This is a genomic window from Exiguobacterium sp. MMG028 (assembly GCF_027947425.1).
In the GTDB taxonomy this organism is placed as follows: domain Bacteria; phylum Bacillota; class Bacilli; order Exiguobacteriales; family Exiguobacteriaceae; genus Exiguobacterium; species Exiguobacterium aestuarii_A.
Genome location: NZ_JAQJIN010000002.1, coordinates 1 through 22,096 on the forward strand (window position 1 = coordinate 1; position 22,096 = coordinate 22,096).

The window sequence follows — 22,096 nt, forward strand, 5'->3', positions numbered from 1 at the left end:
AATTATTTTTTAAGGTTGTAGAACGACTTGATGCCGTCGTATTTCGCTACATCGCCGAGCATGTCTTCGATGCGGAGAAGTTGGTTGTATTTCGCGATACGGTCTGTACGTGAAAGTGAACCAGTTTTGATTTGTCCAGCGTTTGTCGCAACAGCGATGTCCGCGATTGTCGCGTCTTCTGTTTCACCAGAACGGTGTGAGACAACTGCTGTGTAACCAGCTTTTTTAGCCATTTCGATCGCGTCGAATGTTTCTGTGAGCGTACCGATTTGGTTAACTTTGATGAGGATCGAGTTTGCGATACCTTTTTCGATACCTTCAGCAAGTTTAGATGTGTTCGTTACGAAGAGGTCATCCCCAACGAGTTGAACTTTGTGTCCGATTTTGTCTGTGAGAAGCTTGTGGCCATCCCAGTCGTTTTCGTCACAACCATCTTCGATTGAGAGGATTGGGTACTTGTCAACGAGCTCAGCGTAGAAGTCTACAAGCTCAGCAGTTGTGAGTGACTTACCTTCGCCAGCGAGTTCGTATTTACCAGTTGACTTGTCGTAGAACTCAGAAGATGCAACGTCCATTGCGAGGTAGACGTCTTCGCCTGGTTTGTAACCAGCTTTTTCGATCGCTTCAAGGATAACTGTGATCGCTTCTTCGTTAGATTTCAAGTTTGGTGCGAAACCACCTTCGTCACCAACAGCTGTGTTAAGACCCATACCAGAAAGAACTGATTTGAGGGCGTGGAATACTTCAGCACCCATACGGAGCGCTTCACGGAATGTTGGCGCGCCAACAGGCATGATCATGAACTCTTGGAAGTCCACGTTGTTGTCCGCGTGCGAACCACCGTTGATGATGTTCATCATTGGTGTTGGAAGTGTCTTCGCGTTGAATCCACCGAGGTATGTGTAAAGTGGGAGACCAAGCTCATCTGCTGCTGCGTGAGCTGCTGCCATTGACACACCGAGGATTGCGTTTGCACCAAGTTTAGCTTTGTTTGGCGTACCGTCGAGTTCGATCATTTTCGCATCGATTGCGTTTTGGTCGAAAACATCGTAGCCGATGAGTTCTGGTGCAATCGTGTCGTTCACGTTTGCAACTGCTTTCAAGACACCTTTACCGAGGTAACGTGACTTGTCGCCATCGCGAAGCTCAACTGCTTCGTGCTCACCTGTTGATGCGCCTGATGGGACGAGGGCACGGCCAAAACCGCCGTCTTCTGTGAAGACTTCTACTTCTACTGATGGGTTACCGCGTGAATCTAAAATCTCGCGTGCGTAAATTTCTGTAATCATTGACATGAAAAATCGCTCCTTTTCGTATGAAAAATAGTTGTATTATTTTGTAACGATTGATGAACCAGTCATTTCAGCTGGTTGCTCTCCACCGAGAAGGTCGAGAAGCGTTGGGGCGAGGTCGCAAAGTGCGCCTTCGAGAACTGGTTTCAGTTCGACTCCCTCTTTTGTGATGATACACGGAACAGGTTCCGTCGTGTGCGCCGTCATCGGCGAGCCGTCCGGGTTCGTGACGATGTCTGCGTTCCCGTGGTCCGCTGTGATGATGGCTGCGCCACCTTTAGCAAGTAATGCGTCCACTACTTTACCGAGGCATTCATCGACTGCTTCGATTGCTTTCTTCGTCGGCTCAAGCTTACCTGAGTGACCAACCATATCCGGGTTCGCGAAGTTGATGATGTATGCATCATACTCATCCGACTCGATACGCTCGAGCAAGCCGTCTGTGAGTTCGTATGCACTCATTTCTGGTTGCAAGTCGTATGTTGCGACTTTCGGTGAAGGTACGAGGAGACGATCCTCGCCTTCGAATGGCTGTTCTTTTTGTCCATTCAAGAAGAACGTGACGTGTGGGTACTTCTCTGTTTCTGCGGCACGGAGCTGTTTGTATCCTTGCGCAGAGAGTGTTTCCCCAAGTGTGTTTTTCAAATCTTCCGGTGGGAAGACGATATCCGTGTCGATATCATCCGAGTACTTCGTCATCGAGACGAGAAGAAGGTTCTCAGGATGGTTGTCAGAGAGTGTAAAGCCTTCGAATCCAGCTTTCTCTTTGAATACTTTCGACAACTGGATCGCCCGGTCCGGACGGAAGTTGAAGAACATGATGGCATCGTTGTCTTGAATTGTTGCGACCGGCTTGCCATCTTTTTCGATGACTGTCGGTAAGACGAACTCATCCGTCAAATCGTTCTCATACGACTTCTTGAGAACCTCGACTGGGTCCGTACCGACTTCGCCTTTTCCGTTTACGAGGACGTCGTATACTTTCTCGACGCGCTCCCAACGGTTGTCGCGGTCCATGGCATAGTAGCGACCAGACACGCTAGCGACTTGACCGACACCGAGTTCAGCAAGCTTTTCTTCAGTTTCCTTGAGGAAACCAGCACCTGACTTCGGATCACAGTCACGGCCGTCCGTGAAAGCGTGAATGTACACTTTTTCGATGCCGTGGAGTTTTGCGAACTCAACGATGGCAAACATGTGTTTGATGTGCGAGTGAATCCCGCCATCTGACACGAGACCCATGATATGGAGGCTCGAGTCATGTTTCTTCACATGTCCTGCCAAATGGTTCATCGCTTGACGATCAAAAAGCGAACGGTCTTTGATTGCGTTGTTGACGCGTGAAAGTGACTGATAGACGACTCGACCGGCACCGATATTCAAGTGACCGACTTCTGAGTTCCCCATCTGTCCTTCTGGAAGACCGACGTACTCGCCTTTTGCGTTTAAGAGCGTATGTGGATACTGCTCCCAGTAGCGATCGAAGTTCGGTTTGTCCGCAGCCATGACCGCGTTACCGAACGATTCGTCACGCATCCCGAAACCATCTAAGATGATGAGTGCGACTGGTCTAGCCATTTAAATCGCCTCCAACAATTTGAGGAACGAAGCGGCTTCAAGTGAAGCACCGCCGACGAGTGCGCCGTCGATATCTTCTTGTGCCATGTACTCTTTGATGTTCTCAGGTTTGACAGATCCACCGTATTGGATGCGTACTGCAGCCGCTACGTCTTCACCGTAAAGACCTTTCACCACGTCGCGAACATACTTACAAGAGCTTTGTGCGTCAGCTTCGTCTGCTGATTTACCTGTACCGATTGCCCAAACTGGCTCGTACGCGATGACGAGTTGTTTGACTTGGTCAGCAGAGAGGTCAGCGAGACCGCCTTCGACTTGTGTTTTGATGACTTCTTCGAACTTGTCGCCTTCGCGCTCTTCAAGTGTTTCACCGACACAAACGATTGGCGTAAGACCGTGTTCGAACGCTTTTTTCGTTTTGCTGTTGATGAACGCATCTGATTCGCCGAAGTACTCGCGACGTTCTGAGTGACCGAGGATGACGTAAGTCACGCCGAGGTCAGCGACCATAGCTGGGCTAATTTCGCCAGTGTAGGCACCGCTATCTTTGTCGTACATGTTTTGTGCACCGAGCTTCAAGTTTGACCCTTTAGCTGCTTCTACCATCGGTGCGAGGAAAAGTGCCGGAGCACCAATCGCTGCATCTACTTTGTCAGTAGACGGGATGTTGTTTTTAACTTCCTCTACGAAAGCGACAGCTTCCGAGAGTGTTTTGTTCATTTTCCAGTTACCTGCAATAATCGGTTTACGCATCGATAACCCTCCTCTAAATTACTTGTCGTTAAGCGCCTCGACACCTGGAAGCTTCTTGCCTTCCATGAATTCAAGTGACGCGCCACCACCAGTTGAAATGTGACTCATCTTGTCAGCAAGACCGAACTTGGCTGCCGCAGCGGCTGAGTCGCCACCACCGATGATTGAATATGCGTCGCTGTCTGCAAGTGCTTGAGCGACACCTTTCGTTCCGTTTGCGTATTTATCGAGTTCGAATACGCCCATCGGTCCGTTCCATACGACAAGTTTCGATTCGCGAATCGCATCCGCGTAAAGTTCGACTGTCTTCGGTCCGATATCAAGACCCATGTGATCCGCTGGGATCGAGTCGATATCGACTGGGCCGACATACGTTTCTTCGCCGAATTCTTTTGTGATGACGCAGTCGACCGGCATCAAGAATTTCACGCCTTTGTCTTCTGCCTTCTTCATGAATTGACGAGCGAGGTCAAGCTTATCCTCTTCAAGGAGTGACGTTCCGACTTCGTGCCCGAGTGCTTTCGAGAACGTGTACGAGAGTCCGCCACCGATGATGAGTGTGTCAACGATGTCAAGAAGGTGGTCGATAACCCCGATCTTGTCCGCTACTTTCGACCCACCGATAATCGCCGTGAACGGACGGTCTGGGTTAGAAAGAGCTTTACCGAGAACTTCAAGTTCTTTTTCCATCAAGAGACCAGCAACGGCTGTGTCCACGTGGTGTGCAATCCCTTCAGTTGAAGCGTGTGCACGGTGAGCCGCGCCGAACGCGTCGTTGACGTATACGTCAGCAAGTGCTGCGAATCCTTTTGCAAGTTCAGCGTCGTTTTTCGTTTCACCTGGGTAGAAACGAACGTTCTCTAAAACGACGACATCGCCTTCAGAGAGTTTAGCGACCGCTTCTTCTGCGACTGGACCGTATGCTTCTTCGACGAGCGGTACATCTTTTCCGAGGAGCTCAGCAAGACGCTTCGCTACTGGAGCAAGTGAGAACTCAGGGTTCTTCTCGCCTTTTGGACGGCCGAGGTGGCTCGCGAGGACGAGTTTCGCACCACCGTCAAGCAAGTGCTTGATCGTTGGAAGTGCGGCTTGAATCCGAGTTTCGTCTTGGATGACGCCATCTTTGAGTGGAACGTTGAAGTCAACGCGGCAAAAGACGCGTTTCCCTTTTACATCGATGTCACGAATAGACTGTTTGTTCATAACTTTCGCCTCCATATGTCGTGCGTGTCATTTCATAAATAGAGCGGAGAACAATCTCTTGTTTCCGCTCCTATTTGATTCTATTTAGTTCACGAAATTACTTCGCGATGTTAGCGAAGTGCTTAACTGTGCGAACCAATTGTGCAGTGTAAGACATTTCGTTGTCGTACCAAGAAACTGTTTTAACGAGTTGCTTGTCGCCAACTGTCATAACTTTTGTTTGAGTCGCGTCGAAGAGTGAACCGTATGTGATTCCAACGATGTCAGAAGAAACGATTTCGTCTTCAGTGTAACCGAATGACTCGTTTGCTGCTGCTTTCATCGCTGCGTTTACTTCGTCAACAGATACTTGCTTGTCGAGTACAGTTACGAGCTCAGTGAGTGAACCTGTAGCAACTGGTACACGTTGTGCAGCACCGTCAAGTTTTCCTTGAAGTTCAGGGATTACGAGACCGATTGCTTTAGCAGCTCCTGTTGTGTTAGGAACGATGTTCGCTGCAGCTGCACGCGCACGACGGAAGTCACCTTTCGGGTGTGGAGCGTCAAGCGTGTTTTGGTCGCCAGTGTAAGCGTGGATTGTCGTCATGAGACCTTCAACGATTCCGAACTGGTCTTGAAGTACTTTAGCCATTGGAGCCAAGCAGTTTGTTGTACAAGAAGCACCTGAGATGACTGTTTCAGTACCATCGAGGATGTCGTGGTTTGTGTTGTAAACAACAGTCTTCATGTCACCTGTAGCAGGAGCCGAGATAACAACTTTCTTCGCGCCAGCTTTCAAGTGAAGCTCAGCTTTTTCTTTAGAAGTGAAGAATCCAGTACATTCGAGAACGATGTCTACACCGAGGTCTCCCCATGGAAGTTCTTCAGGGTTACGGTTAGCGAGCGTGATAACTTTCTCTCCGTTTACGAGGAAGTGATCGTCGTGTACTTCAACTTCTCCGTCGAAACGACCTTGAGTCGTGTCATACTTGAGAAGGTGCGCAAGCATCTTCGTGTCTGTCAAGTCGTTGATTGCAACAACTTCGATTCCTTCGTTTTTGATGATCTCGCGGAATGCCAAACGACCGATACGTCCAAATCCGTTAATACCAACTTTTACTGCCATGTTAATTTCCTCCTTAGGGTAGAAGCTATTTATTGAAGAGCCAACGGGGGGTCAACTCTTTAATAACAAGTTAATAATTCTTTCGCCGCACCTTCGTCTGTGACGAGGATGATGTTCGACGTGTGTTTCGCATAAGCGGCGATCGCCTGTGCCTTCGATTTTCCTCCGGCAACCGCGATGACGGTATCCATGTCATCCAGCTCTTCGAGTTGGATCCCGACCGTCTTGACGCGATGGACGATCTCACCTTCCGCATTGAAATAATATCCGAATGCTTCGGCGACGGCGTCATGCCGTTCAATCATCCGCAAATGCTCCGGTGATGCGTGACGGCGTTTTGCCATCGTTTCTGCCTCACCAATTCCATGTACCACAATTCGCGCCGCTCTAATCATTTCCAGTACATTTTTAATACTAGGTTCCTCCACCATCCGGTCGAACGTCTCTTGTGACACTTCATCCGGAATATGTAGAAGATGATAGTCTGCGTGGGCCCGGTCCGCCATGCGTGAGCAGACGGTATTCGCTTGAAGTTCAAGCGTTTCTCCAAGACCTCCGCGTGCGGGCACAAAATGCATCGGGCGTTCTTTTTTATCGGGCGACATCATCGCCGCAACCGATGCCATCGTCGTTCCACCTGTTACCGCAATCACGTTATCATCCGGTGCGAGCCGCGCTTTTAACTGCGTGACCGCTGCCCGTCCGATATCGCGTTGAACCCAGAATGTCTCATCTGAATCACCTGGTACGATGACGACTTGGCGAACCCCTAATTTCTTTTCGAGCTCTCTTGCCACTTCTGAGATCCCGAGAAGTTCTCCCATGACCTCGTGCAAGTCTCGTAAGACGTTTCGTCCCGTCTCACTGAGGGAAATTCCTTGAGTAGCGACGTAAAGAAGACCTTGGTCTTTCAAAAAGTCGACTTCTCGTCTGAGTACCCGTTCGGTCAGTCCCAAACTCGTTGCGAGTGTCCTGCGGCCAATCGGCTGCATCAAGCGGACATAGTGTAAGATATCGTAACGATGTCGGAGCGTATCGAGCAGGTCAGGGACAATTTGCTTCTGAACGTGAATCAGTTGCTGGATCATGCTCTTACCCCCTCGACTTTAAGTGTGGACAATTTTTGTCCCACTTTTTTATTTGCGTCCCACCGCTACGAGTTCATCTTATCAATCACTTTTCCGTCTGGCAACCCCTTCAAACGTTTTTTTTCGATGTAAGCGTATACTTAACAAAATCTTCAACTTTGTTGTCATCATATCGCCCTTGACTGATGACTTCTCCTTCGTGTATAAGAACAGGGATCTCGAAGAGGTACTTCGCCTCGAGACCCTCATCTCCCGTAATATCAATCTGTTCGAGCTCGATTGGGTAATCCTCCTGCAGCCATTCGAGCATGACGAGCGCCTCGTCACAGAGCGAACAATTGTCACGTTTATATAAAGTTAGTTTCATTTCCATCATCCCTTCCATAACTGCCGCTCACGCTCACGTGAGTTGCCGAATCCAAGTTCTTCCCGATAATTCGTCACGGTCCGTCTCGTCACTGGATAGCCGTATCGGGCGAGTTCGTCCGCGAGTGCCTGATCACTTTGTGGGGCCTTCTCCCGTTGAATCAGTTCTGCGAGCGTCCGCTTGATCATGAACGGTGAATGCCCATGACTCGTCGACCGGACGAAAAAGTGTTTCCACTCCATGATCCCGCCTTCAGTCTTCGCAAACTTCCCTTGAATGGCACGCCCGACTGTTGATTCGTGCTTGCCGATTTGTTGTGCGACAGTCCGACGGGTTAGCGGATTGAGGACGAGTTCTCCTTTCAGCCACTCGGTCTGACGTGACGCGATAACAGCCCATATCTCTCGTAACGTCTCGTTTCGCATCGCAAGGGATGTCATCCACCATTTCGCCTCGCGGTCATTGCCGACTCGCGTCGCGTCAAGTTCCGGACTGAGCCACGTTGTGATTAGTTCTCCATCTTCATATTGCACTTCGACTTCCGGAAAGACGTGACCCGTTTCTTCATATAATAAAGGACGTTTAGGCAGTGTCGCGACGATTCGCTCTAAATGGGCGAGCTCTTCATCTGAAATCGCGAGCACGCTCGCCATCTGTTTTTGGCTCACGCCACTCTCAATCGCATCAAATACATCGACGACGCGTGGGTCCTCATGTTCGATTGCATGCCGATACTGACACTCTCGTTCCGTTCTCGCCCCGATTCCCGTTGGTTCAAGAAATAAGAGTGCCTGTCTCGCCTGTTCGATTTGAGTCACGTCGACACCGAGTCGCTCTGCCAATACGTCATTCATATCCGGCAATAGTCCCCGATGGTCGAGCAACAGGACGAGCTGTCGTCTCAGCTCTTTCTCCGAGTCGCTGCCGCTTCCTTCTCGAATCTGGGTGAACAGCTTCTCTTCGAACGCGCTCGCCGCATCCGCTACCCATCCGAGATCCCCGCTCCCGATATGAATGTTTGGATTATGGCGCGCCAGACGTGCGAGACGAAACGAGAGCGCCAGACGGTCCGCCTCGAGCACCGGTAGCCGTTGCACAAGGTCTTGCGTCATCTGTTGCTGTTGCACTTGTTTTTGTTCTTGCCGTTGCATCGTCCTCCCCCCTCTTCTCTATTGTAACGAACCAAATCCATGCGCGCTCAAAAAAGCGTAATGAACAGGATTGCTTTTTTAATAAAACAAATGTATAATAAATTCGTGTCACACACATGCACCCGTAGCTCAGGGGATAGAGCACTGGTTTCCGGTGCCAGGTGTCGGGAGTTCGAATCTCTCCGGGTGTATCAGATGTAGAGATCAGGCAGATTGCCTGGTCTCTTTTTCGTTTCATAACGAGAAAATCGTGGAATAGGTGAAAAACGATGACTATCGTTTGACCAACATTGACTATACAGGTATGATGAACTTACAACCTACATAAAGGAGGCAGATTCAATGTTAATTCCAACAGTTATCGAACAGACAGGCCGTGGGGAGCGCGCGTACGACATCTACTCACGCTTGCTCAAAGACCGTATCATCCTTCTCGGAAGTGCGATTGACGACAACGTCGCGAACTCAATCGTCGCACAGCTTCTCTTCCTCGCAGCTGAGGATCCAGAAAAGGACATCTCGCTCTACATCAACAGCCCAGGTGGTTCGATCACAGCGGGCATGGCGATTTACGACACGATGAACTTCATCAAGCCGAACGTGTCGACGATTTGTATCGGAATGGCTGCATCGATGGGTGCCTTCTTGCTCCAAGCCGGTGAAAAAGGAAAACGCTTCGCACTTCCGAACGCAGAAATCATGATTCACCAACCGCTCGGCGGCACACAAGGCCAAGCGTCAGACATTAAGATTCACGCAGAACGCATCATCAAAATGCGTGAGAAATTGAACCAAATCATGGCAGAGAACACTGGACAGCCACTTGAAGTCATCGAGCGCGACACAGAGCGTGACTACTTCATGGCAGCTGACCAAGCGAAAGACTACGGTCTCATCGACAAAGTCATGACACGCTAATCATACAAAAGACGTTTCCCCATCAAACGGGAAACGTCTTTTTCTATTCGATGGGCATCCAGACTTCAATCATGTCGTCCGCTCCGCCTTGACCGTGAATATAACGTTCAAAGTCGACGGCGTCGCGAAGCATCACGTCTGGAACGTTTAACAGTTGTTCGTACGTTGTAGGAATCATCGGGATACCCCCTTCGACCGTCGCGACGATATAGTTCCCTTCGGTCAGTTCGACTTGTCGCGATTCTTCCCCACTCACAGGCTTCGTCATGCCAGCCACATAGCCGTTCTCTTGTGGGAGGCAGACGCCGTATGACTCATCTGTCGTCAATTCTGGTTGGAGTCTGGCCCACACCTTCGGGATTTCTTCTAACGTACTCCCATATCCATAGACTGTAATCGGTTCACGTAATGTTTCATATCGAATGTTCATGTCATCCCCTCCTGACTGCATCGACCGAATCTGTCTCTCGATTTGGCAAAGCTGTTCGATTTCTTTCCTGACTTCACATAACCGTGTTTCAAGTAGCGTATCAGTCGACTGACCTGATTGAATCTGCTCTAAACTGAGCCCGATTTGGCGCAATCGTTTGATTTCACTCAACCGTCGAATCTCTTTCATCCCATACATCCGATATTGGTTGCCCGATCGTGTCGGTCGAATCAAACCGCGCCCTTCGTAAAATTTGATGGCTTTGACCGATAATCCAGTCACATGTGCCACTCTTCCAATCGGAATCACTGTGTTCCCACCTCCTATCTTCACTGTACAGTCGTCCCTAAGAGGCAGGTCAACCATTAGTTTTCGGGTACCCTGACACCGAACACGTATCGACTGTCGCCCTGCGTCCATTCCCCGCCGACCTCGTATAGATAAATACCGGGTTCGTCTGGTACGACCGGTTCAGCCGGGACGAGCTCTCCGTCCTCAATCTGAAAGAAACTCGATTCCACCGGGTCAGCATGGTAGACAACGTCAATCGCGTCACCCGGTTTGACCGTGATGAGTTGCAGGTCATCCGCTTCCGGCAAGCCATAGTCGGCGCACGTCGCACGACTGCCGGCTTCCCAACAATACGTCGATTGTTCTACTTCCGCCGTCACCGAGCCGACACGAACCGTCGGCAGCGGCGGTTTGACAGGGTCGTCCCCATCACCGAACCAAGACACGGCGGCATAGATCACCCCTACACCGACAAGTAACCCAATCAATACAATCCAAAAACGTCGATTACGCTTCACGGTCTCATCTCCTTTCCTCACTCATTCCCTATCATGCAGTAAAATCCCTACTCCAACAAAAAAAGACCCACTTCCGTGAGTCTTGTGCGTCATTTCGGACGACGCAGTCCTTTCATCATATAGCCGCCTTTGAAGTCGATCGGGTCGAATGCGACGAGAAACGCCTTCGGCTCATGCTTCTCGACGAGTTCACGCAATTCTTTCATCCGTGTACGGGCTGCCAAGACGTCCAGACGATAACGGACACCGTCTCGACCTTGTCCTTGGTAATGTGTCACCCCGTAGCCATTGTCGCGCATCTGTTGAATGAGCTCTGCCGGATATTCTTTCGTGTGGACTTGGATCATGTTGTAGCCGATGGCGAGTTTACGTTCGACGTAGCCACCGAGTAAAATCCCGAGCCCGAATCCGACTGCGTACACGATCATACCGAGCGTCGTCAAATCTTGGAATACGATTCCGAGTGCGAAGATGTAGATGAGTGTCTCAAGCGTTCCGAACAGACCCGCGATGACGGTCTTCCCTTTCACGAGCATGATTGTCCGGAGCGTGAGCACCGGGACGTAGATAAGTTGTAGCAATAGGATGAGTAAGATTTGACCCATTCGATCGACCTCCGTTCAAATTCATTACCACCACTATTCCAAATTTCAGAGAGAGATGCAACTAAAAAAGGCTGACCGAAGTCAACCTGATTATTTCGTATCTAGATTTTTCACGCTCGTAAGCAATTCATAGTCTTTACGAATCACTTCGTAGATCGCGTTCTTATCTCCGTTCAACAACTCTTCTGCACGAAGTTGGTTCAAGAGAAGGCTTGTTGCGAACGTGACGAGTGCACTCTTCGGAATTCCGATTTCTTTTGCGCGCTCCGTGATGACTTGGTCGAGCTTAGCGTCAATCGTGAGCGATAATCTTTTCTTTTCATTCGACATAGTGATGAAGCTCCTTTAATTCCTATTCAGTAAACCTATTCCAGTTGCTTATTATATAGGAAGAATGGTTTTGGTGCAACCGCGTCACGATGAGGCAATCTCGTCGCCACTCCGCACACGCTCGGCAATTTGGTCAATTTTACGAAGTCGATGGTTAATTCCAGACTTCGAGATTGGACCTGACTCGAGCATCTCCCCGAGTTCTTGCAACGAGACGTCTTGATGCGTGACACGCAGTTCAGCGATTTCCCGAAGTTTTTTCGGCAAGACATCGAGTCCTACTGTCCGCTCCAAGAACTTGATGTTCTCGACTTGGCGTAACGCCGCCCCGACCGTCTTGTTCAAGTTGGCCGTCTCACAGTTGACGAGACGGTTGACGGAGTTGCGCATGTCCTTGATGATGCGTGCATCCTCAAATTCGAGCATTCCCCGTGTCGCACCAATCAACTTGAGGAAGTCTGAGATTTTCTCGCTCTCCTTCATATAGAGGATGTGCCCTTTTTTCCGTTCGAGCGTCTTCGCATTCAAATCAAATCGATTCGCCAAATCGCGTAGCGCCTGGTTATGGTTTTCATACAAGCTGTAGACTTCGAGGTGATACGACGACGTCTTCGGATGGTTGATGGATCCCCCAGCGAGAAAAGCCCCACGCAAGTAGGCGCGTGCCAAGTTCTCGTCACGTGTCATATCCGAGTTCAGTGTCCGGATCATCTCATAATGCTCCCCGAGAATCTCGAGGTCACGAAGCATCGTCTCCGCGTGCTGTGACACACGGACGATGTAGACGTTATTCTTTTTCAGACGCATTTTCTTCCGTACGAACAAATCTAATGGATGGTCGTAGAGACGTTTCATCAACGAATACATCCGACGGGCGATCGAGGCGTTTTCGGTCGAGACGTCGAGCGTCATGCCTCGTCCTAGGGCGAGCGAGATGACCCCGTTCATCCGAACGAGTGCCGACAATTCCGCTTTCGCCTCGGCGTCATTCACTTCAAGTTGTGTCAATTCTTTCTTCACATCTGATGCAAAGCTCATCGAGTCCCCCTCCTTTCTGTATTTCAAACAATTCTTATTTCAATTCTAACTGTTGGAACGAGCGCGGCTTCTTGATCCGAAGCACCCGTTGCATGACGAGTCCGGCGATGGCGTCGGAGTCGTGACGGATGTAATCCCGATTGTAATCGACGATATCTCCTGCAAGGACATTCGTTCCATAGTTTCGGAGTTTCTTCCGGTCGAAGCGGACCTCTTCCGATCCGTCCTCGAGGTAACGCTCTAAATATTCTTCATCGATTGGCTCGTTATTGACGACAATCGTATCAATCGACGCCTTCCCGAGATAAGCTTCGATGGATTTTAAATGTTTCATGGCGTCATAGCCCTTCGTCTCGCCCGGTTGTGTCATGACGTTACAAATATAGACGACCGGGACTTGCGAACGGACGATGGCTTCTCGCACGTCTGGGATGAGTAGGTTCGGGATAATGCTCGTATAGAGACTCCCTGGGCCGAGCACGATGACGTCTGCTGACTCGATTGCTTCTACGACCCCTGGGGCCGGCTTGATGCCTTCTTCGAGTAAAAACAGACGTTTGATCGGCTGCTGATGGAGTGGGATCTTCGATTCACCTTTGACGATCGTCCCATCCTCAAATTCCGCCGCAAGCGTCATGAGCGTCTCCGTCACCGGCAACACTTTCCCTTGTGCGTTCAAGAGCTGAGACATGACGTCGATCGCTTTGACGAACGAGCCTTCACAAATATGCGTCGCCGCCGTCAGCATCAAGTTCCCGAGGGAATGACCTTCTAGGCCATACCCCGTGTCGAAACGATACTGTAAGATCTTATCCATCAACGGCTCGACTTCTGACAGGGCCAGGATGACGTTTCGGATGTCGCCCGGGGGCAACATATGAAATTCGTCGCGTAGACGTCCTGAGCTGCCTCCGTCGTCCCCGACCGTGACGATGGCGGTGATGTCGAGCGGATAATGCTTCAAGCCACGGACGAGGGTGGACAAACCTGTCCCCCCACCGATGGCCACTACTTTCCGATCTCGTCTCATATTATTTCTCCTTCGTCGCGTGGGCAAGGTCACGGTGGACCGTCTTCACGTTGTAGCGTTCCGCGAAATGCTCCGACACTTTTTCGGCGAACGTAATTGAACGGTGTTTCCCACCCGTACAACCGAACGCCACGACAATCTGCGTCTTCCCTTCCCGCTTATATTGTGGAAGCAGGAATTCGAGCATATCGATCAACTTCTTATAAAACGCCCGCGCTTCCGGATGTGACATGACGTAGTCTTGCACTTCAGTCGTCTGACCCGTGAGCGGTCGCAGCTCAGGGATATAGAACGGGTTCGTGATGAAGCGGACGTCGAACAGTAAGTCCACATCGAGTGGGACCCCGTGTTTGAATCCGAACGACATAAAGTTGACCGTGAACGGGATGCGTTCCTCGTTGAACTGTTGCAAGATGCGGTCCTTCAGCATCTGCGGCTTCAAATCACTCGTGTCATAAAGCGTATGGGCACGGTCGCGGAACCCTTCCAACAGTTCGCGCTCCATCTGGATGCCGACGAGTGGCGCATCCTCTGGTGCGAGCGGATGTGACCGCCGCGTCTCTTTATAGCGACGAACGAGCACATCGTCACGCGTCTCTAAGTACAGAAGATGCGGGTGTACGTTCTTCTTTTCTAAATCGTCGATGACGATGAACAGGCTATCGATAAAATCTCTCGTACGTGTATCAATGGCGACCGCGATTTTCGGTCGGACCGAGCTGATGACATCAATCAATTGTGGCAAAAGAACCGGTGGCAAGTTATCGACACAGAAATAGCCGAGATCCTCGAAACTATTCATCGCGACCGACTTCCCAGCCCCGCTCATTCCGCTGATGATGATCAATTCTTCTAATCCTTTAAAATCTTCCATCTCGCTGACGCCCCCTTAAAATTGACAACCGAGCCGTGTGTGTAGCTCTCTCCATCTAGTATAACGAACGTCCGAAAAAAAGAGAAGGACCGCGGTTCCCCGCAGTCCTACCTTCTTGAATCATGCGTTTTGTTCTTGCAACGATTCGAGGAGCCCCTCGATGAAGTGCTGAGCGTTCTGAGCGGCAATCGATCCGTCGTTCGTCGCCGTAACGACTTGGCGGAGCGTTTTATCACGAACGTCACCGGCAGCAAAGATTCCTGGAATCTTCGTTTCCATCGCCTCGTTCGTGACGATGTAACCTTGCTCGTTCGTGATCCCGAGGTCTTGGACGAATCCAGTGATCGGGTTCATGCCGATATAGATGAAGACGCCGTCGATTTCGTGGTCTGTCTCCGTACCGTCAACTGTACTGACGAGACGAGCGCCACCGACTTTACCGTCTTTCTCTGTGATTTCTTTCAATGTGTGGTTCCAAATGAAATCGATTTTCTCATTGTCGAACGCACGTTTTTGAAGAATTTTTTGAGCACGGAGCTCATCACGACGGTGAACGATCGTCACCTTGTTCGCGAAACGTGTCAAGAAGACACCTTCTTCAACGGCTGAGTCGCCACCACCGATGACGAAGAGATCTTTGCCTTTGAAGAATGCTCCGTCACATACCGCACAGTACGATACGCCACGGCCGCCGAGTTCTTCTTCACCCGGTACACCGATTTTCTTATACTGAGCACCAGAGGCGAGGATGATGGCACGCGCTTTATAGTCGCGGTTGTGCGCATGCACGATTTTGTATTCTGTTTCATCCGAGATGCTTTGTACGTCCCCATACGCATACTCCGCACCGAACGCTTTCGAATGGTCGAACATTTTTTGAGACAAGTCAGGACCGAGAATGCTGTCGTATCCTGGGTAGTTCTCAATGTCTTCCGTGTTGGCCATCTGACCACCCGGAATTCCGCGTTCGATCATAAGTGTTGAAAGGTTCGCACGTGAAGCATATAGCGCAGCGGTCATTCCGGCAGGACCGGCACCGATGATAATGACGTCATAAATTTTTTCTTCTGTCATGTTGATTCCACCTCTGCAAAATATTGATTGCCTTTAGTATAAGAAACCTGTATGGGTATCGTCTATCTTTATGCTTGTTCGAGTGTCCGTTTGAATGCACGAACCGTCTCCGTCAACGTGTCGACCGGGAGATGGAAGGCATTCGCACAGTCCTCGAGAATCAAGGCGTCTCGTTTCGTATAAAACATCCAGACGAGCGCAGCGGCCGATGCCGTTACGTCCATGAATGCTTCGTCCGATAACAGAAGCGTAGCAAATCGTTCATAAAAATCACCTTCTAGGCTCATCCGTTCCGCTTCCGAAACATGCGCTTCGGCAAGGACGAGGGCATCAAACGCGCGTTTGACACGAGCGTCTCCTTGGAACGGTTGCTGACAGAGGTCGGCACGACACATCTCCGCAAACGCACGGACCGTCTCGTTCTCCGTCACGGCGTTCGTCAGCGCGAGCGCTTCAAACGCCTCATCGTCTTTCAGGTTAGAAATGATTCGAATGATCTCGACCCGAGCCAAGTCCGTCTCTTGACGAAGTCCTTGGACGAGCGCCGAACGAAACTCGAGGTTTTCTCGAATATCGAAACTTTGCTTCTCTTCGAACCGTTTCATCTCATCTTTGTTCAAGTAGGTGGCTGCCTCTTCTAATCGTCCTGTCTTATAGGCAGACACGCTGAGCCAATGCCCGAACAATGCGTCACCGCGAAACCCGCGTTCTTTCAATAGACGTAACTCTTCATACGCACGGTCATAATGACCGACGAGCGCGAGTGTCGTCGCCAATTTGTAACGTAAATCAAACTGGAGTGGACGAACACGTGTGAGTGGCGTCGATAATTGCATCGCCGCTTCGGATTGTCCTGCTTCATGCAATAGAAGAATCGTGTTCAAGATCGCATGCAAGTTGCCCGGATTTTGATCGAGCACGTACTCGAGCGTCCGAAACGCCGCTTGGTCGTCGCCGAGGTAAAAACTGACGACGGATAAATTGTTATAAGCCGGCCAAAACGATGGATACTGCCCGATCAAACGCTCGAGCGTCGCCTTTGCCGCAAAAAGCCGTCCTTTGTCGATTTGACGCTGCGCTTCTGAATGCCATGTGATCAATTCGTCTTCTTCCTCGTCCTCGAGCTCTTGTTCGAGTTCGATTAGTTCGAGAAGGGATTGCACGGCTTCTGCGTAGTGACCTTTCGTGTCACGGGCGAGATATTCAGATGCATAGTTCGCCGCTTCTTCATATTGAGAGACATAGGCACAGTTGCTCGCTAAATGATAGAGCGCCTCTGTCGCGGTCTCGTCGAGCTCTAATACTCGTTTCCACACGTCATTGGCGTGGTAGACCTCCCCTACTTCAAATAACAGTTCTGCGTACTGTTTATGATAGTCGACGCGATGCGTGGCTGCCGCTGTCGCTTCAGCCATGAAAAAAGTCGCTTCATCTAGGCGACCTTCCCGTAACGCACGACGACCTCTATAGTAGTGGAGCTCCGCAGCGAGCGGAGATTCTGGTTCGGGTAGCGTCATTACTGCTTCATAGTTCGCTTCCATATTCTAAATCCTCCACATCATCTCTAAATCTTTTTTTAGTTGCAGGGATAAGAATACCGCACTCGAACAACGAGGGCAACTGAAAAAGTTAAAAAAAATTGCGACTATATTCCCTCTATAATGAATATTTTTTACTAGGTTCAAAAATTGTTTTTGAGCGAAAATATGATTCCTTCATTTCGGTTCATTTTCCCATTAAAAAGCGGCATCCCTTTTAAAAAAAGTGATACCGCTCAAGTATTCTTTCATGTCTCTATACAAAAGAGGCATAAAAACATTTTGCGAAAAATTGTGTCAAATATGTGTCAGCGACTGGAGCTTCGAACCGACGACCCGCTCTCCCGGCAAGACGTCGCGATGCACGACCGCACCTGCACCGACGACAGCACCGTCGCCGATCGTGACGCCCGGTAAGATGGTCACGTTCGCTCCAATCAAGACTTCATTTCCGATGACGACATCTCCGATTCGATACTCATCGACGAGATACTCATGACAGAGAATCGTCGAGTTGAATCCGATGACCGTGTTCCGACCGATGGTGATCCGTTCCGGAAACATGACGTCCGGCGTGACCATGAGGGCGAGAGCGCTATACTCTCCGATGTTCATCCCGAGAAACGTCCGGTATAACCACCGCTTCGCCTTCACCGAAGGGAAGTAACGCCCGACGAGCACGACCGCTGTGTTTTTGAAGACACGTAGGAAGCGAATCGTCCGATACATCTGCCAAAGCGGGTTCGGCCCGTCGATACGAAACCGTTTCGTCTTACGCATGGACGCTGACCTCGTCGAGCCATGCCTCGAAATGTTCCATTGAGTCGATGATGACGTCCGGCTCGAGTGACTCGAGGAATGGGCGACCTTTTAAAGCCCACCCGACAGCGACCGTCTTCGTCCCAGCGTTCTTCCCACTGAAGATGTCCGTATCGTTGTCACCGACCATGACCGCTCGCTCCGGTGACGAGCCGAGCGCTTGAAGAGCACGTTCGACCGGTTCGGCGTGCGGCTTTTCATTCTCGACATCGTCAGCTGTCACGACGACATCAAACAAGTGGTCGATTTTGAACAACCGAAGGCCCCGTTCGACGACCGGACGCCCTTTCGATGTAACGACGCCCATCTTGTACCCTTTCGCATGAAGGCGATATAAGCCTTCGATGACACCCGGGTACTCAGCGACAAGTTGGTCGTGCATAGCGATGTTGAAACTCCGATAGAACGCCTGCATCTCTTTCCATTCTGCTTCGTTCAATTCACGGAACGATTTTTCGAGCGTCGGTCCGATGAAGCGATAGATGTCCTCATCCCGATACGTATGTTCCGGGAAATAATAGTCGAACGTATGACGGAAGCTGGCGATGATGAGCGGGTTCGTATCGAGTAACGTACCGTCTAAGTCAAATAAGAGCGTATCCATTAATCAAACAATCCTTTCTCTGATGGGTCATTGTATCGTTTCGCGTTACGGCGAAGGACCATCATGACGATACCGAAGAGGATCAAGACAATCGACACCATCTGAGCCGCACGCAAATCACCTGACATGAGGCTATCGGTCCGGAGGTCTTCGATATAGAAGCGACCAATTGAATACCAGACGAGGTACGACAAGAAGATGTACCCACGGCGCGGGTTGCCGATCATGCGCCATGCGACGAGGAGGATGACCCCGATGATGTTCCATACACTTTCATAGAGGAACGTCGGGATATAGTATGCCCCGTCGATATACATCTGATTGACGATCCAATCCGGTAGCATGAGCGTATCTTGAAGGAAGCTACGCGTCGTTTCGCCACCATGGGCCTCTTGGTTCATAAAGTTCCCCCAGCGCCCGATGGCTTGTCCGAGGAGAAGTGATGGTGCCAAGATGTCTGTGACTTTCCAGAACGACATCGATTTTCGCATACAATAGACGATGACGACAAGGAGTGCCCCGAAGATCGCACCGTGAATGGCAATCCCGCCTTGACGGATATCGATGATCTGTCCGAGATTCTCTGAGTAGTAATCCCATTGGAACGTCACGTAGTAAATACGCGCGAAGATAATACTGATCGGGATCGACCAGATGACAACGTCAACGAGTCGTTCCGAATCATAGTTGATGCGCTTCGCCTCGTAAAGGGCAAGGACAAGTCCGAGCATTGCCCCGAAGGCGATAATCATACCATACCAGTAAATCGGCAGAGACCCGATTTCAAACGCTACACGATCAAATGTCGGTTCTACCATAATCACAAGTCTCCTTCAGTGTCCTGAATCGCGTTCGCGAGACGTTCCGCAAACTCTTCAGCCGTATTGATGCCCATGTTTTGCAGACGATAGTTCATCGCTGCAACCTCGATGATGACCGCCAAGTTTCGACCTGGGCGCACAGGAATCGTGAGGAGCGGGACTTCACTGTCGATGATCTTCATCGTGTTGTGATCAAGCCCAACGCGGTCGTACACTTTTCCAGCGTCCCAGTTCTCTAAGTTGACGATGAGACTGATCTTCTTATGCGACCGGACCGCACCTGCGCCGAACAAGGTCATGACATCGATGATGCCAATTCCACGAATCTCAAGTAAGTGGCGAATCAGCTTCGGTGCTGAACCGACGAGGAGTTGGTCGCCCGTTTGACGGATCTCGACCGAGTCATCGGCGACGAGACGGTGCCCCCGTTTGACGAGTTCAAGCGCGGTCTCGGATTTCCCGACACCACTCTGTCCTTTGATGAGGACGCCGACGCCGTAAATATCGACAAGGACGCCGTGCATCGCTGTCATCGGTGCAAGTTCCATCTCGAGGAAGTTCGTGATTTGCGACTCGATTGATGTCGTCACCGCATTCGTCCGCATGAGTGGGACGTTTGCCGCTTCCGCTTCTTCTTCGATTTCTGTCGGAATATCAAATCCACGTGTGATTAAAATCCCAGGTGTCGATTCCGTACATAAAATACGGGCACGCTCGCGACGCTTTTCTTCCGATAAGCTCGCATAGAAAGTCAACTCCGTCTTCCCGAGCACTTGAAGACGATTTTTCGCATAGTGCGTGTAATAACCGGCGAGGACGAGTCCTGGTCGACTAAGGTCAGGTGTGGCGACCGGACGATGAAGGCCCTCTTCTCCCGCAATGACTTGAAGTTTAAAACGCTCAACGACTTGAGCTGTACGTACGATATTTTGCATCAGTATCTGCCCCTTTCACGCTCATTATTGTATCATAGCTCTTTCTCGGAAGCGTTAGGGAAGTGATGAAGAACGTGTCAAAAAATTGTTGAAACTTTCATACATGGCGTTCGTAGGAAGGGTATAGGCAAATAGAGGAGGTGAAAATATGGATGCGTTGTTTTGGATTGTCGTGCTCATCGCGCTCGTCATCGGAATCGGGACGCTCATCTACATCATCAAGTCATTGATTGATATGTGGAAAGAGTATGCGGCGACGAAAAACGAGACGGTCTTGCTCTTGTTCATTTTGAATATCATCGGATTCTTCTTATCCGGTGCGCTCATCTCGATGATTGTCGGGATCATCTTCTACTGGAATCGTTCGAAATCGATGCGACTTCTCGGCATCATCTTGCTCATTGCCGGTCCCGTCCTCTTTATCGTCTTTGCCATTAGTGCATTCACGATGTTTGATACACAGATGATGGATTGGCAACAGATGGAGTATGAAATGAATTTATAATCAAAAAAATCCCGAAGGCGGCGCCTTCGGGATTTGCTTATTGTTGATGGAACGGATTATTCAAATCGGCTGGGTCGACGGGATCGACCGGATCCGACGGCTCCGTCTGTTCTTCCTCAAGGAAAGTCGACGGTGTATACACCGATCCGTGTTCCAAATCGATTGTACCGGTACGTGTACCCGCTTCGACTTCGATGCGAGGTGTTTGACCCCGACCGGACAAGAATTCGAGACGACGCTGCGCAACGTCTTTTCGGTCACGAATGATTTCGAGTTCGTCGAGTAAGCAGTGGAGTCCCCCGAAGTTCGTCTCGAGTTCTCCTTCCACCTCGACGCCGTGTGGCAACACGAGTCGAATGTTTCCGGCGAGCGAGGCGAGTTCGAACTTGGCCGGACGTGCTGTCGCGAGTTCCGCGCGGATGTTGCCGTTCCCTGTCTTGAGGGATGCTTTATCGTACTTCCCTCCGACGATGACGGCCCCGTTTCCGGTACGGACGTGCACGAGCTCCGCCTCAACACCTTCTACCTCGACTGTCCCGTTTCCGGTATTGAGAAGGAGTTCAGACGCGTGTACTTCATGTAGGACAACGCGACCGTTCGCCGTTTGCACGCGGACGTTCTCGACGTCCAAACCATCGGCACGGACTTCCCCGTTCAACGTCTGAATATGAAGATGGTTGAAATGGTGGTGCGGGACGTACAGTTCCACGTGGGCCCGGACGAGCTTGTCACGCAAGGAGACGACGAGACGGTCCCCGATGACGGAATGCTTGACCGCCGATTGCAACTGTTCGAGAGCTTTGTCCGCGTCTTGTTGGCGAAGCGGACGACCGGTCACGATGAGCTCACAATCTTCTGCATCTGACGAGACGATGGTCGCCGATGCGTTGAAGAGATCGAGTGAGATGTCGCTACCCGTGAATGGGAATGATTTCGAATACGTCACTTCCGGCCCGAAGTTCGAGCTGAAGGAGAAGTCGCTGTCACGAAGCTTCGTGACGAGTCCTTCTACCGCAGACGTTAGTTTCGTCGTGAGCGATTCGACCGAATAGGCATCCACCTTTTCCGTGTCTTGTCGATCTTCTAACGCCTGGACTTGTTCTGGTTCGAGGCGCTCGAGACGCTCGAGTTGCGTCATCGCCTCCTCGATTGTCATCTTGCCTTCCTTCACTTGCTGGAGAATCAGTTCACGCATTTCTTGTTTCACGTTCGTTTTCCCCCTTCAATTT

At 50.5% G+C, this 22,096-nt stretch carries 24 protein-coding genes and 1 tRNA gene; 3 read left to right on the forward strand and 22 right to left on the reverse strand.

Features of this window, described 5'->3' with window-relative positions:
• Positions 1-2 precede the first annotated feature (2 nt).
• From eno to PJK55_RS07270, 8 genes are all read right to left on the reverse strand, one after another.
• Positions 3-1,295, reverse strand: a complete 1,293-nt coding sequence (gene eno, locus PJK55_RS07235; RefSeq protein ID WP_012726908.1) for a phosphopyruvate hydratase — start codon at positions 1,293-1,295, stop codon at positions 3-5.
• Positions 1,296-1,331: 36 nt separating this feature from the next.
• The gene (gene gpmI, locus PJK55_RS07240) at positions 1,332-2,870 is read right to left on the reverse strand and encodes a 2,3-bisphosphoglycerate-independent phosphoglycerate mutase (RefSeq protein WP_271305275.1); all 1,539 of its coding nucleotides are present in this window, start codon (positions 2,868-2,870) and stop codon (positions 1,332-1,334) included.
• Entirely contained in the window at positions 2,871-3,623 is a 753-nt protein-coding gene (gene tpiA, locus PJK55_RS07245) for a triose-phosphate isomerase (RefSeq protein WP_034778525.1), read from the reverse strand.
• An 18-nt stretch (positions 3,624-3,641) separates the two neighbouring features.
• The gene (locus PJK55_RS07250) at positions 3,642-4,826 is read right to left on the reverse strand and encodes a phosphoglycerate kinase (RefSeq protein ID WP_214746065.1); all 1,185 of its coding nucleotides are present in this window, start codon (positions 4,824-4,826) and stop codon (positions 3,642-3,644) included.
• Between the two features lie 97 nt (positions 4,827-4,923).
• Positions 4,924-5,931, reverse strand: a complete 1,008-nt coding sequence (gap, locus tag PJK55_RS07255; RefSeq protein WP_012726912.1) for a type I glyceraldehyde-3-phosphate dehydrogenase — start codon at positions 5,929-5,931, stop codon at positions 4,924-4,926.
• A 59-nt stretch (positions 5,932-5,990) separates the two neighbouring features.
• Entirely contained in the window at positions 5,991-7,019 is a 1,029-nt protein-coding gene (locus tag PJK55_RS07260) for a sugar-binding transcriptional regulator (protein WP_442899497.1), read from the reverse strand.
• Between the two features lie 109 nt (positions 7,020-7,128).
• Entirely contained in the window at positions 7,129-7,386 is a 258-nt protein-coding gene (locus PJK55_RS07265) for a glutaredoxin family protein (protein ID WP_251126893.1), read from the reverse strand.
• A 5-nt stretch (positions 7,387-7,391) separates the two neighbouring features.
• Positions 7,392-8,537, reverse strand: a complete 1,146-nt coding sequence (locus tag PJK55_RS07270; protein WP_271305276.1) for an RNA polymerase factor sigma-54 — start codon at positions 8,535-8,537, stop codon at positions 7,392-7,394.
• A 118-nt stretch (positions 8,538-8,655) separates the two neighbouring features.
• Between PJK55_RS07270 and PJK55_RS07275 the strand changes: the two genes are divergently transcribed.
• Positions 8,656-8,728 (forward strand) — tRNA-Arg (locus tag PJK55_RS07275).
• A 151-nt stretch (positions 8,729-8,879) separates the two neighbouring features.
• Positions 8,880-9,455, forward strand: a complete 576-nt coding sequence (gene clpP / locus PJK55_RS07280; RefSeq protein WP_012726916.1) for an ATP-dependent Clp endopeptidase proteolytic subunit ClpP — start codon at positions 8,880-8,882, stop codon at positions 9,453-9,455.
• Between the two features lie 43 nt (positions 9,456-9,498).
• Here the strand turns inward: clpP and PJK55_RS07285 are convergent, their stop codons facing one another.
• The 13 genes from PJK55_RS07285 to hprK all read right to left on the reverse strand — a co-directional run bounded on the left by PJK55_RS07285 (position 9,499) and on the right by hprK (position 20,362).
• The gene (locus PJK55_RS07285; protein WP_271305277.1) at positions 9,499-10,194 is read right to left on the reverse strand and encodes a MerR family transcriptional regulator; all 696 of its coding nucleotides are present in this window, start codon (positions 10,192-10,194) and stop codon (positions 9,499-9,501) included.
• A 56-nt stretch (positions 10,195-10,250) separates the two neighbouring features.
• Positions 10,251-10,694 carry a hypothetical protein gene (locus tag PJK55_RS07290; RefSeq protein WP_271305278.1) on the reverse strand — a complete coding sequence of 148 codons (444 nt, stop codon included), beginning with the start codon at positions 10,692-10,694 and terminating at the stop codon, positions 10,251-10,253.
• An 89-nt stretch (positions 10,695-10,783) separates the two neighbouring features.
• Entirely contained in the window at positions 10,784-11,299 is a 516-nt protein-coding gene (locus PJK55_RS07295; RefSeq protein ID WP_074033625.1) for a DUF2179 domain-containing protein, read from the reverse strand.
• A gap of 90 nt (positions 11,300-11,389) precedes the next feature.
• Positions 11,390-11,629 carry a CopG family transcriptional regulator gene (locus tag PJK55_RS07300; RefSeq protein ID WP_074033629.1) on the reverse strand — a complete coding sequence of 80 codons (240 nt, stop codon included), beginning with the start codon at positions 11,627-11,629 and terminating at the stop codon, positions 11,390-11,392.
• An 84-nt stretch (positions 11,630-11,713) separates the two neighbouring features.
• The gene (gene whiA, locus PJK55_RS07305; RefSeq protein ID WP_074033630.1) at positions 11,714-12,667 is read right to left on the reverse strand and encodes a DNA-binding protein WhiA; all 954 of its coding nucleotides are present in this window, start codon (positions 12,665-12,667) and stop codon (positions 11,714-11,716) included.
• A 34-nt stretch (positions 12,668-12,701) separates the two neighbouring features.
• The gene (locus tag PJK55_RS07310) at positions 12,702-13,697 is read right to left on the reverse strand and encodes a gluconeogenesis factor YvcK family protein (RefSeq protein WP_214693569.1); all 996 of its coding nucleotides are present in this window, start codon (positions 13,695-13,697) and stop codon (positions 12,702-12,704) included.
• Position 13,698: 1 nt separating this feature from the next.
• Positions 13,699-14,571 (reverse strand): RNase adapter RapZ, encoded by an 873-nt coding sequence (gene rapZ, locus PJK55_RS07315; RefSeq protein WP_074033636.1) that lies wholly within the window; start codon positions 14,569-14,571, stop codon positions 13,699-13,701.
• 120 nt (positions 14,572-14,691) lie between these two features.
• Positions 14,692-15,645, reverse strand: a complete 954-nt coding sequence (gene trxB, locus PJK55_RS07320) for a thioredoxin-disulfide reductase (RefSeq protein ID WP_074033640.1) — start codon at positions 15,643-15,645, stop codon at positions 14,692-14,694.
• A 68-nt stretch (positions 15,646-15,713) separates the two neighbouring features.
• The gene (locus PJK55_RS07325) at positions 15,714-17,186 is read right to left on the reverse strand and encodes a tetratricopeptide repeat protein (RefSeq protein ID WP_271305279.1); all 1,473 of its coding nucleotides are present in this window, start codon (positions 17,184-17,186) and stop codon (positions 15,714-15,716) included.
• A 294-nt stretch (positions 17,187-17,480) separates the two neighbouring features.
• Entirely contained in the window at positions 17,481-17,963 is a 483-nt protein-coding gene (locus tag PJK55_RS07330) for an acyltransferase (RefSeq protein WP_214746036.1), read from the reverse strand.
• Positions 17,956-18,606 (reverse strand): pyrophosphatase PpaX, encoded by a 651-nt coding sequence (gene ppaX / locus PJK55_RS07335; protein WP_214693572.1) that lies wholly within the window; start codon positions 18,604-18,606, stop codon positions 17,956-17,958. The genes PJK55_RS07330 and ppaX overlap by 8 nt, the downstream gene beginning before the upstream one ends.
• Positions 18,606-19,424, reverse strand: coding sequence for a prolipoprotein diacylglyceryl transferase (gene lgt, locus PJK55_RS07340; protein WP_271305280.1), 819 nt, complete (start codon positions 19,422-19,424; stop codon positions 18,606-18,608). The genes ppaX and lgt overlap by 1 nt, the downstream gene beginning before the upstream one ends.
• 2 nt (positions 19,425-19,426) lie before the next feature.
• Positions 19,427-20,362, reverse strand: coding sequence for an HPr(Ser) kinase/phosphatase (hprK, locus tag PJK55_RS07345; RefSeq protein WP_214693573.1), 936 nt, complete (start codon positions 20,360-20,362; stop codon positions 19,427-19,429).
• Between the two features lie 148 nt (positions 20,363-20,510).
• Here hprK and PJK55_RS07350 point away from each other — a divergent pair, with 148 nt between their 5' ends.
• The gene (locus PJK55_RS07350) at positions 20,511-20,867 is read left to right on the forward strand and encodes a hypothetical protein (protein WP_271305281.1); all 357 of its coding nucleotides are present in this window, start codon (positions 20,511-20,513) and stop codon (positions 20,865-20,867) included.
• A 37-nt stretch (positions 20,868-20,904) separates the two neighbouring features.
• Here the strand turns inward: PJK55_RS07350 and PJK55_RS07355 are convergent, their stop codons facing one another.
• Positions 20,905-22,074 carry a DUF4097 family beta strand repeat-containing protein gene (locus PJK55_RS07355; protein ID WP_271305282.1) on the reverse strand — a complete coding sequence of 390 codons (1,170 nt, stop codon included), beginning with the start codon at positions 22,072-22,074 and terminating at the stop codon, positions 20,905-20,907.
• Between the last annotated feature and the right edge of the window lie 22 nt (positions 22,075-22,096).

Coding starts and splice junctions, on each gene's coding strand:
- eno (WP_012726908.1), bottom strand. CDS start 1,295: ATGTCAATGATTACAGAAATTTACGCACGCGAGATTTTAGATTCACGC.
- gpmI (WP_271305275.1), bottom strand. CDS start 2,870: ATGGCTAGACCAGTCGCACTCATCATCTTAGATGGTTTCGGGATGCGT.
- tpiA (WP_034778525.1), bottom strand. CDS start 3,623: ATGCGTAAACCGATTATTGCAGGTAACTGGAAAATGAACAAAACACTC.
- PJK55_RS07250 (WP_214746065.1), bottom strand. CDS start 4,826: ATGAACAAACAGTCTATTCGTGACATCGATGTAAAAGGGAAACGCGTC.
- gap (WP_012726912.1), bottom strand. CDS start 5,931: ATGGCAGTAAAAGTTGGTATTAACGGATTTGGACGTATCGGTCGTTTG.
- PJK55_RS07260 (WP_442899497.1), bottom strand. CDS start 7,019: ATGATCCAGCAACTGATTCACGTTCAGAAGCAAATTGTCCCTGACCTG.
- PJK55_RS07265 (WP_251126893.1), bottom strand. CDS start 7,386: ATGAAACTAACTTTATATAAACGTGACAATTGTTCGCTCTGTGACGAG.
- PJK55_RS07270 (WP_271305276.1), bottom strand. CDS start 8,537: ATGCAACGGCAAGAACAAAAACAAGTGCAACAGCAACAGATGACGCAA.
- clpP (WP_012726916.1), top strand. CDS start 8,880: ATGTTAATTCCAACAGTTATCGAACAGACAGGCCGTGGGGAGCGCGCG.
- PJK55_RS07295 (WP_074033625.1), bottom strand. CDS start 11,299: ATGGGTCAAATCTTACTCATCCTATTGCTACAACTTATCTACGTCCCG.
- PJK55_RS07300 (WP_074033629.1), bottom strand. CDS start 11,629: ATGTCGAATGAAAAGAAAAGATTATCGCTCACGATTGACGCTAAGCTC.
- whiA (WP_074033630.1), bottom strand. CDS start 12,667: ATGAGCTTTGCATCAGATGTGAAGAAAGAATTGACACAACTTGAAGTG.
- PJK55_RS07310 (WP_214693569.1), bottom strand. CDS start 13,697: ATGAGACGAGATCGGAAAGTAGTGGCCATCGGTGGGGGGACAGGTTTG.
- rapZ (WP_074033636.1), bottom strand. CDS start 14,571: ATGGAAGATTTTAAAGGATTAGAAGAATTGATCATCATCAGCGGAATG.
- trxB (WP_074033640.1), bottom strand. CDS start 15,645: ATGACAGAAGAAAAAATTTATGACGTCATTATCATCGGTGCCGGTCCT.
- PJK55_RS07325 (WP_271305279.1), bottom strand. CDS start 17,186: ATGGAAGCGAACTATGAAGCAGTAATGACGCTACCCGAACCAGAATCT.
- PJK55_RS07330 (WP_214746036.1), bottom strand. CDS start 17,963: ATGCGTAAGACGAAACGGTTTCGTATCGACGGGCCGAACCCGCTTTGG.
- ppaX (WP_214693572.1), bottom strand. CDS start 18,606: ATGGATACGCTCTTATTTGACTTAGACGGTACGTTACTCGATACGAAC.
- lgt (WP_271305280.1), bottom strand. CDS start 19,424: ATGGTAGAACCGACATTTGATCGTGTAGCGTTTGAAATCGGGTCTCTG.
- hprK (WP_214693573.1), bottom strand. CDS start 20,362: ATGCAAAATATCGTACGTACAGCTCAAGTCGTTGAGCGTTTTAAACTT.
- PJK55_RS07350 (WP_271305281.1), top strand. CDS start 20,511: ATGGATGCGTTGTTTTGGATTGTCGTGCTCATCGCGCTCGTCATCGGA.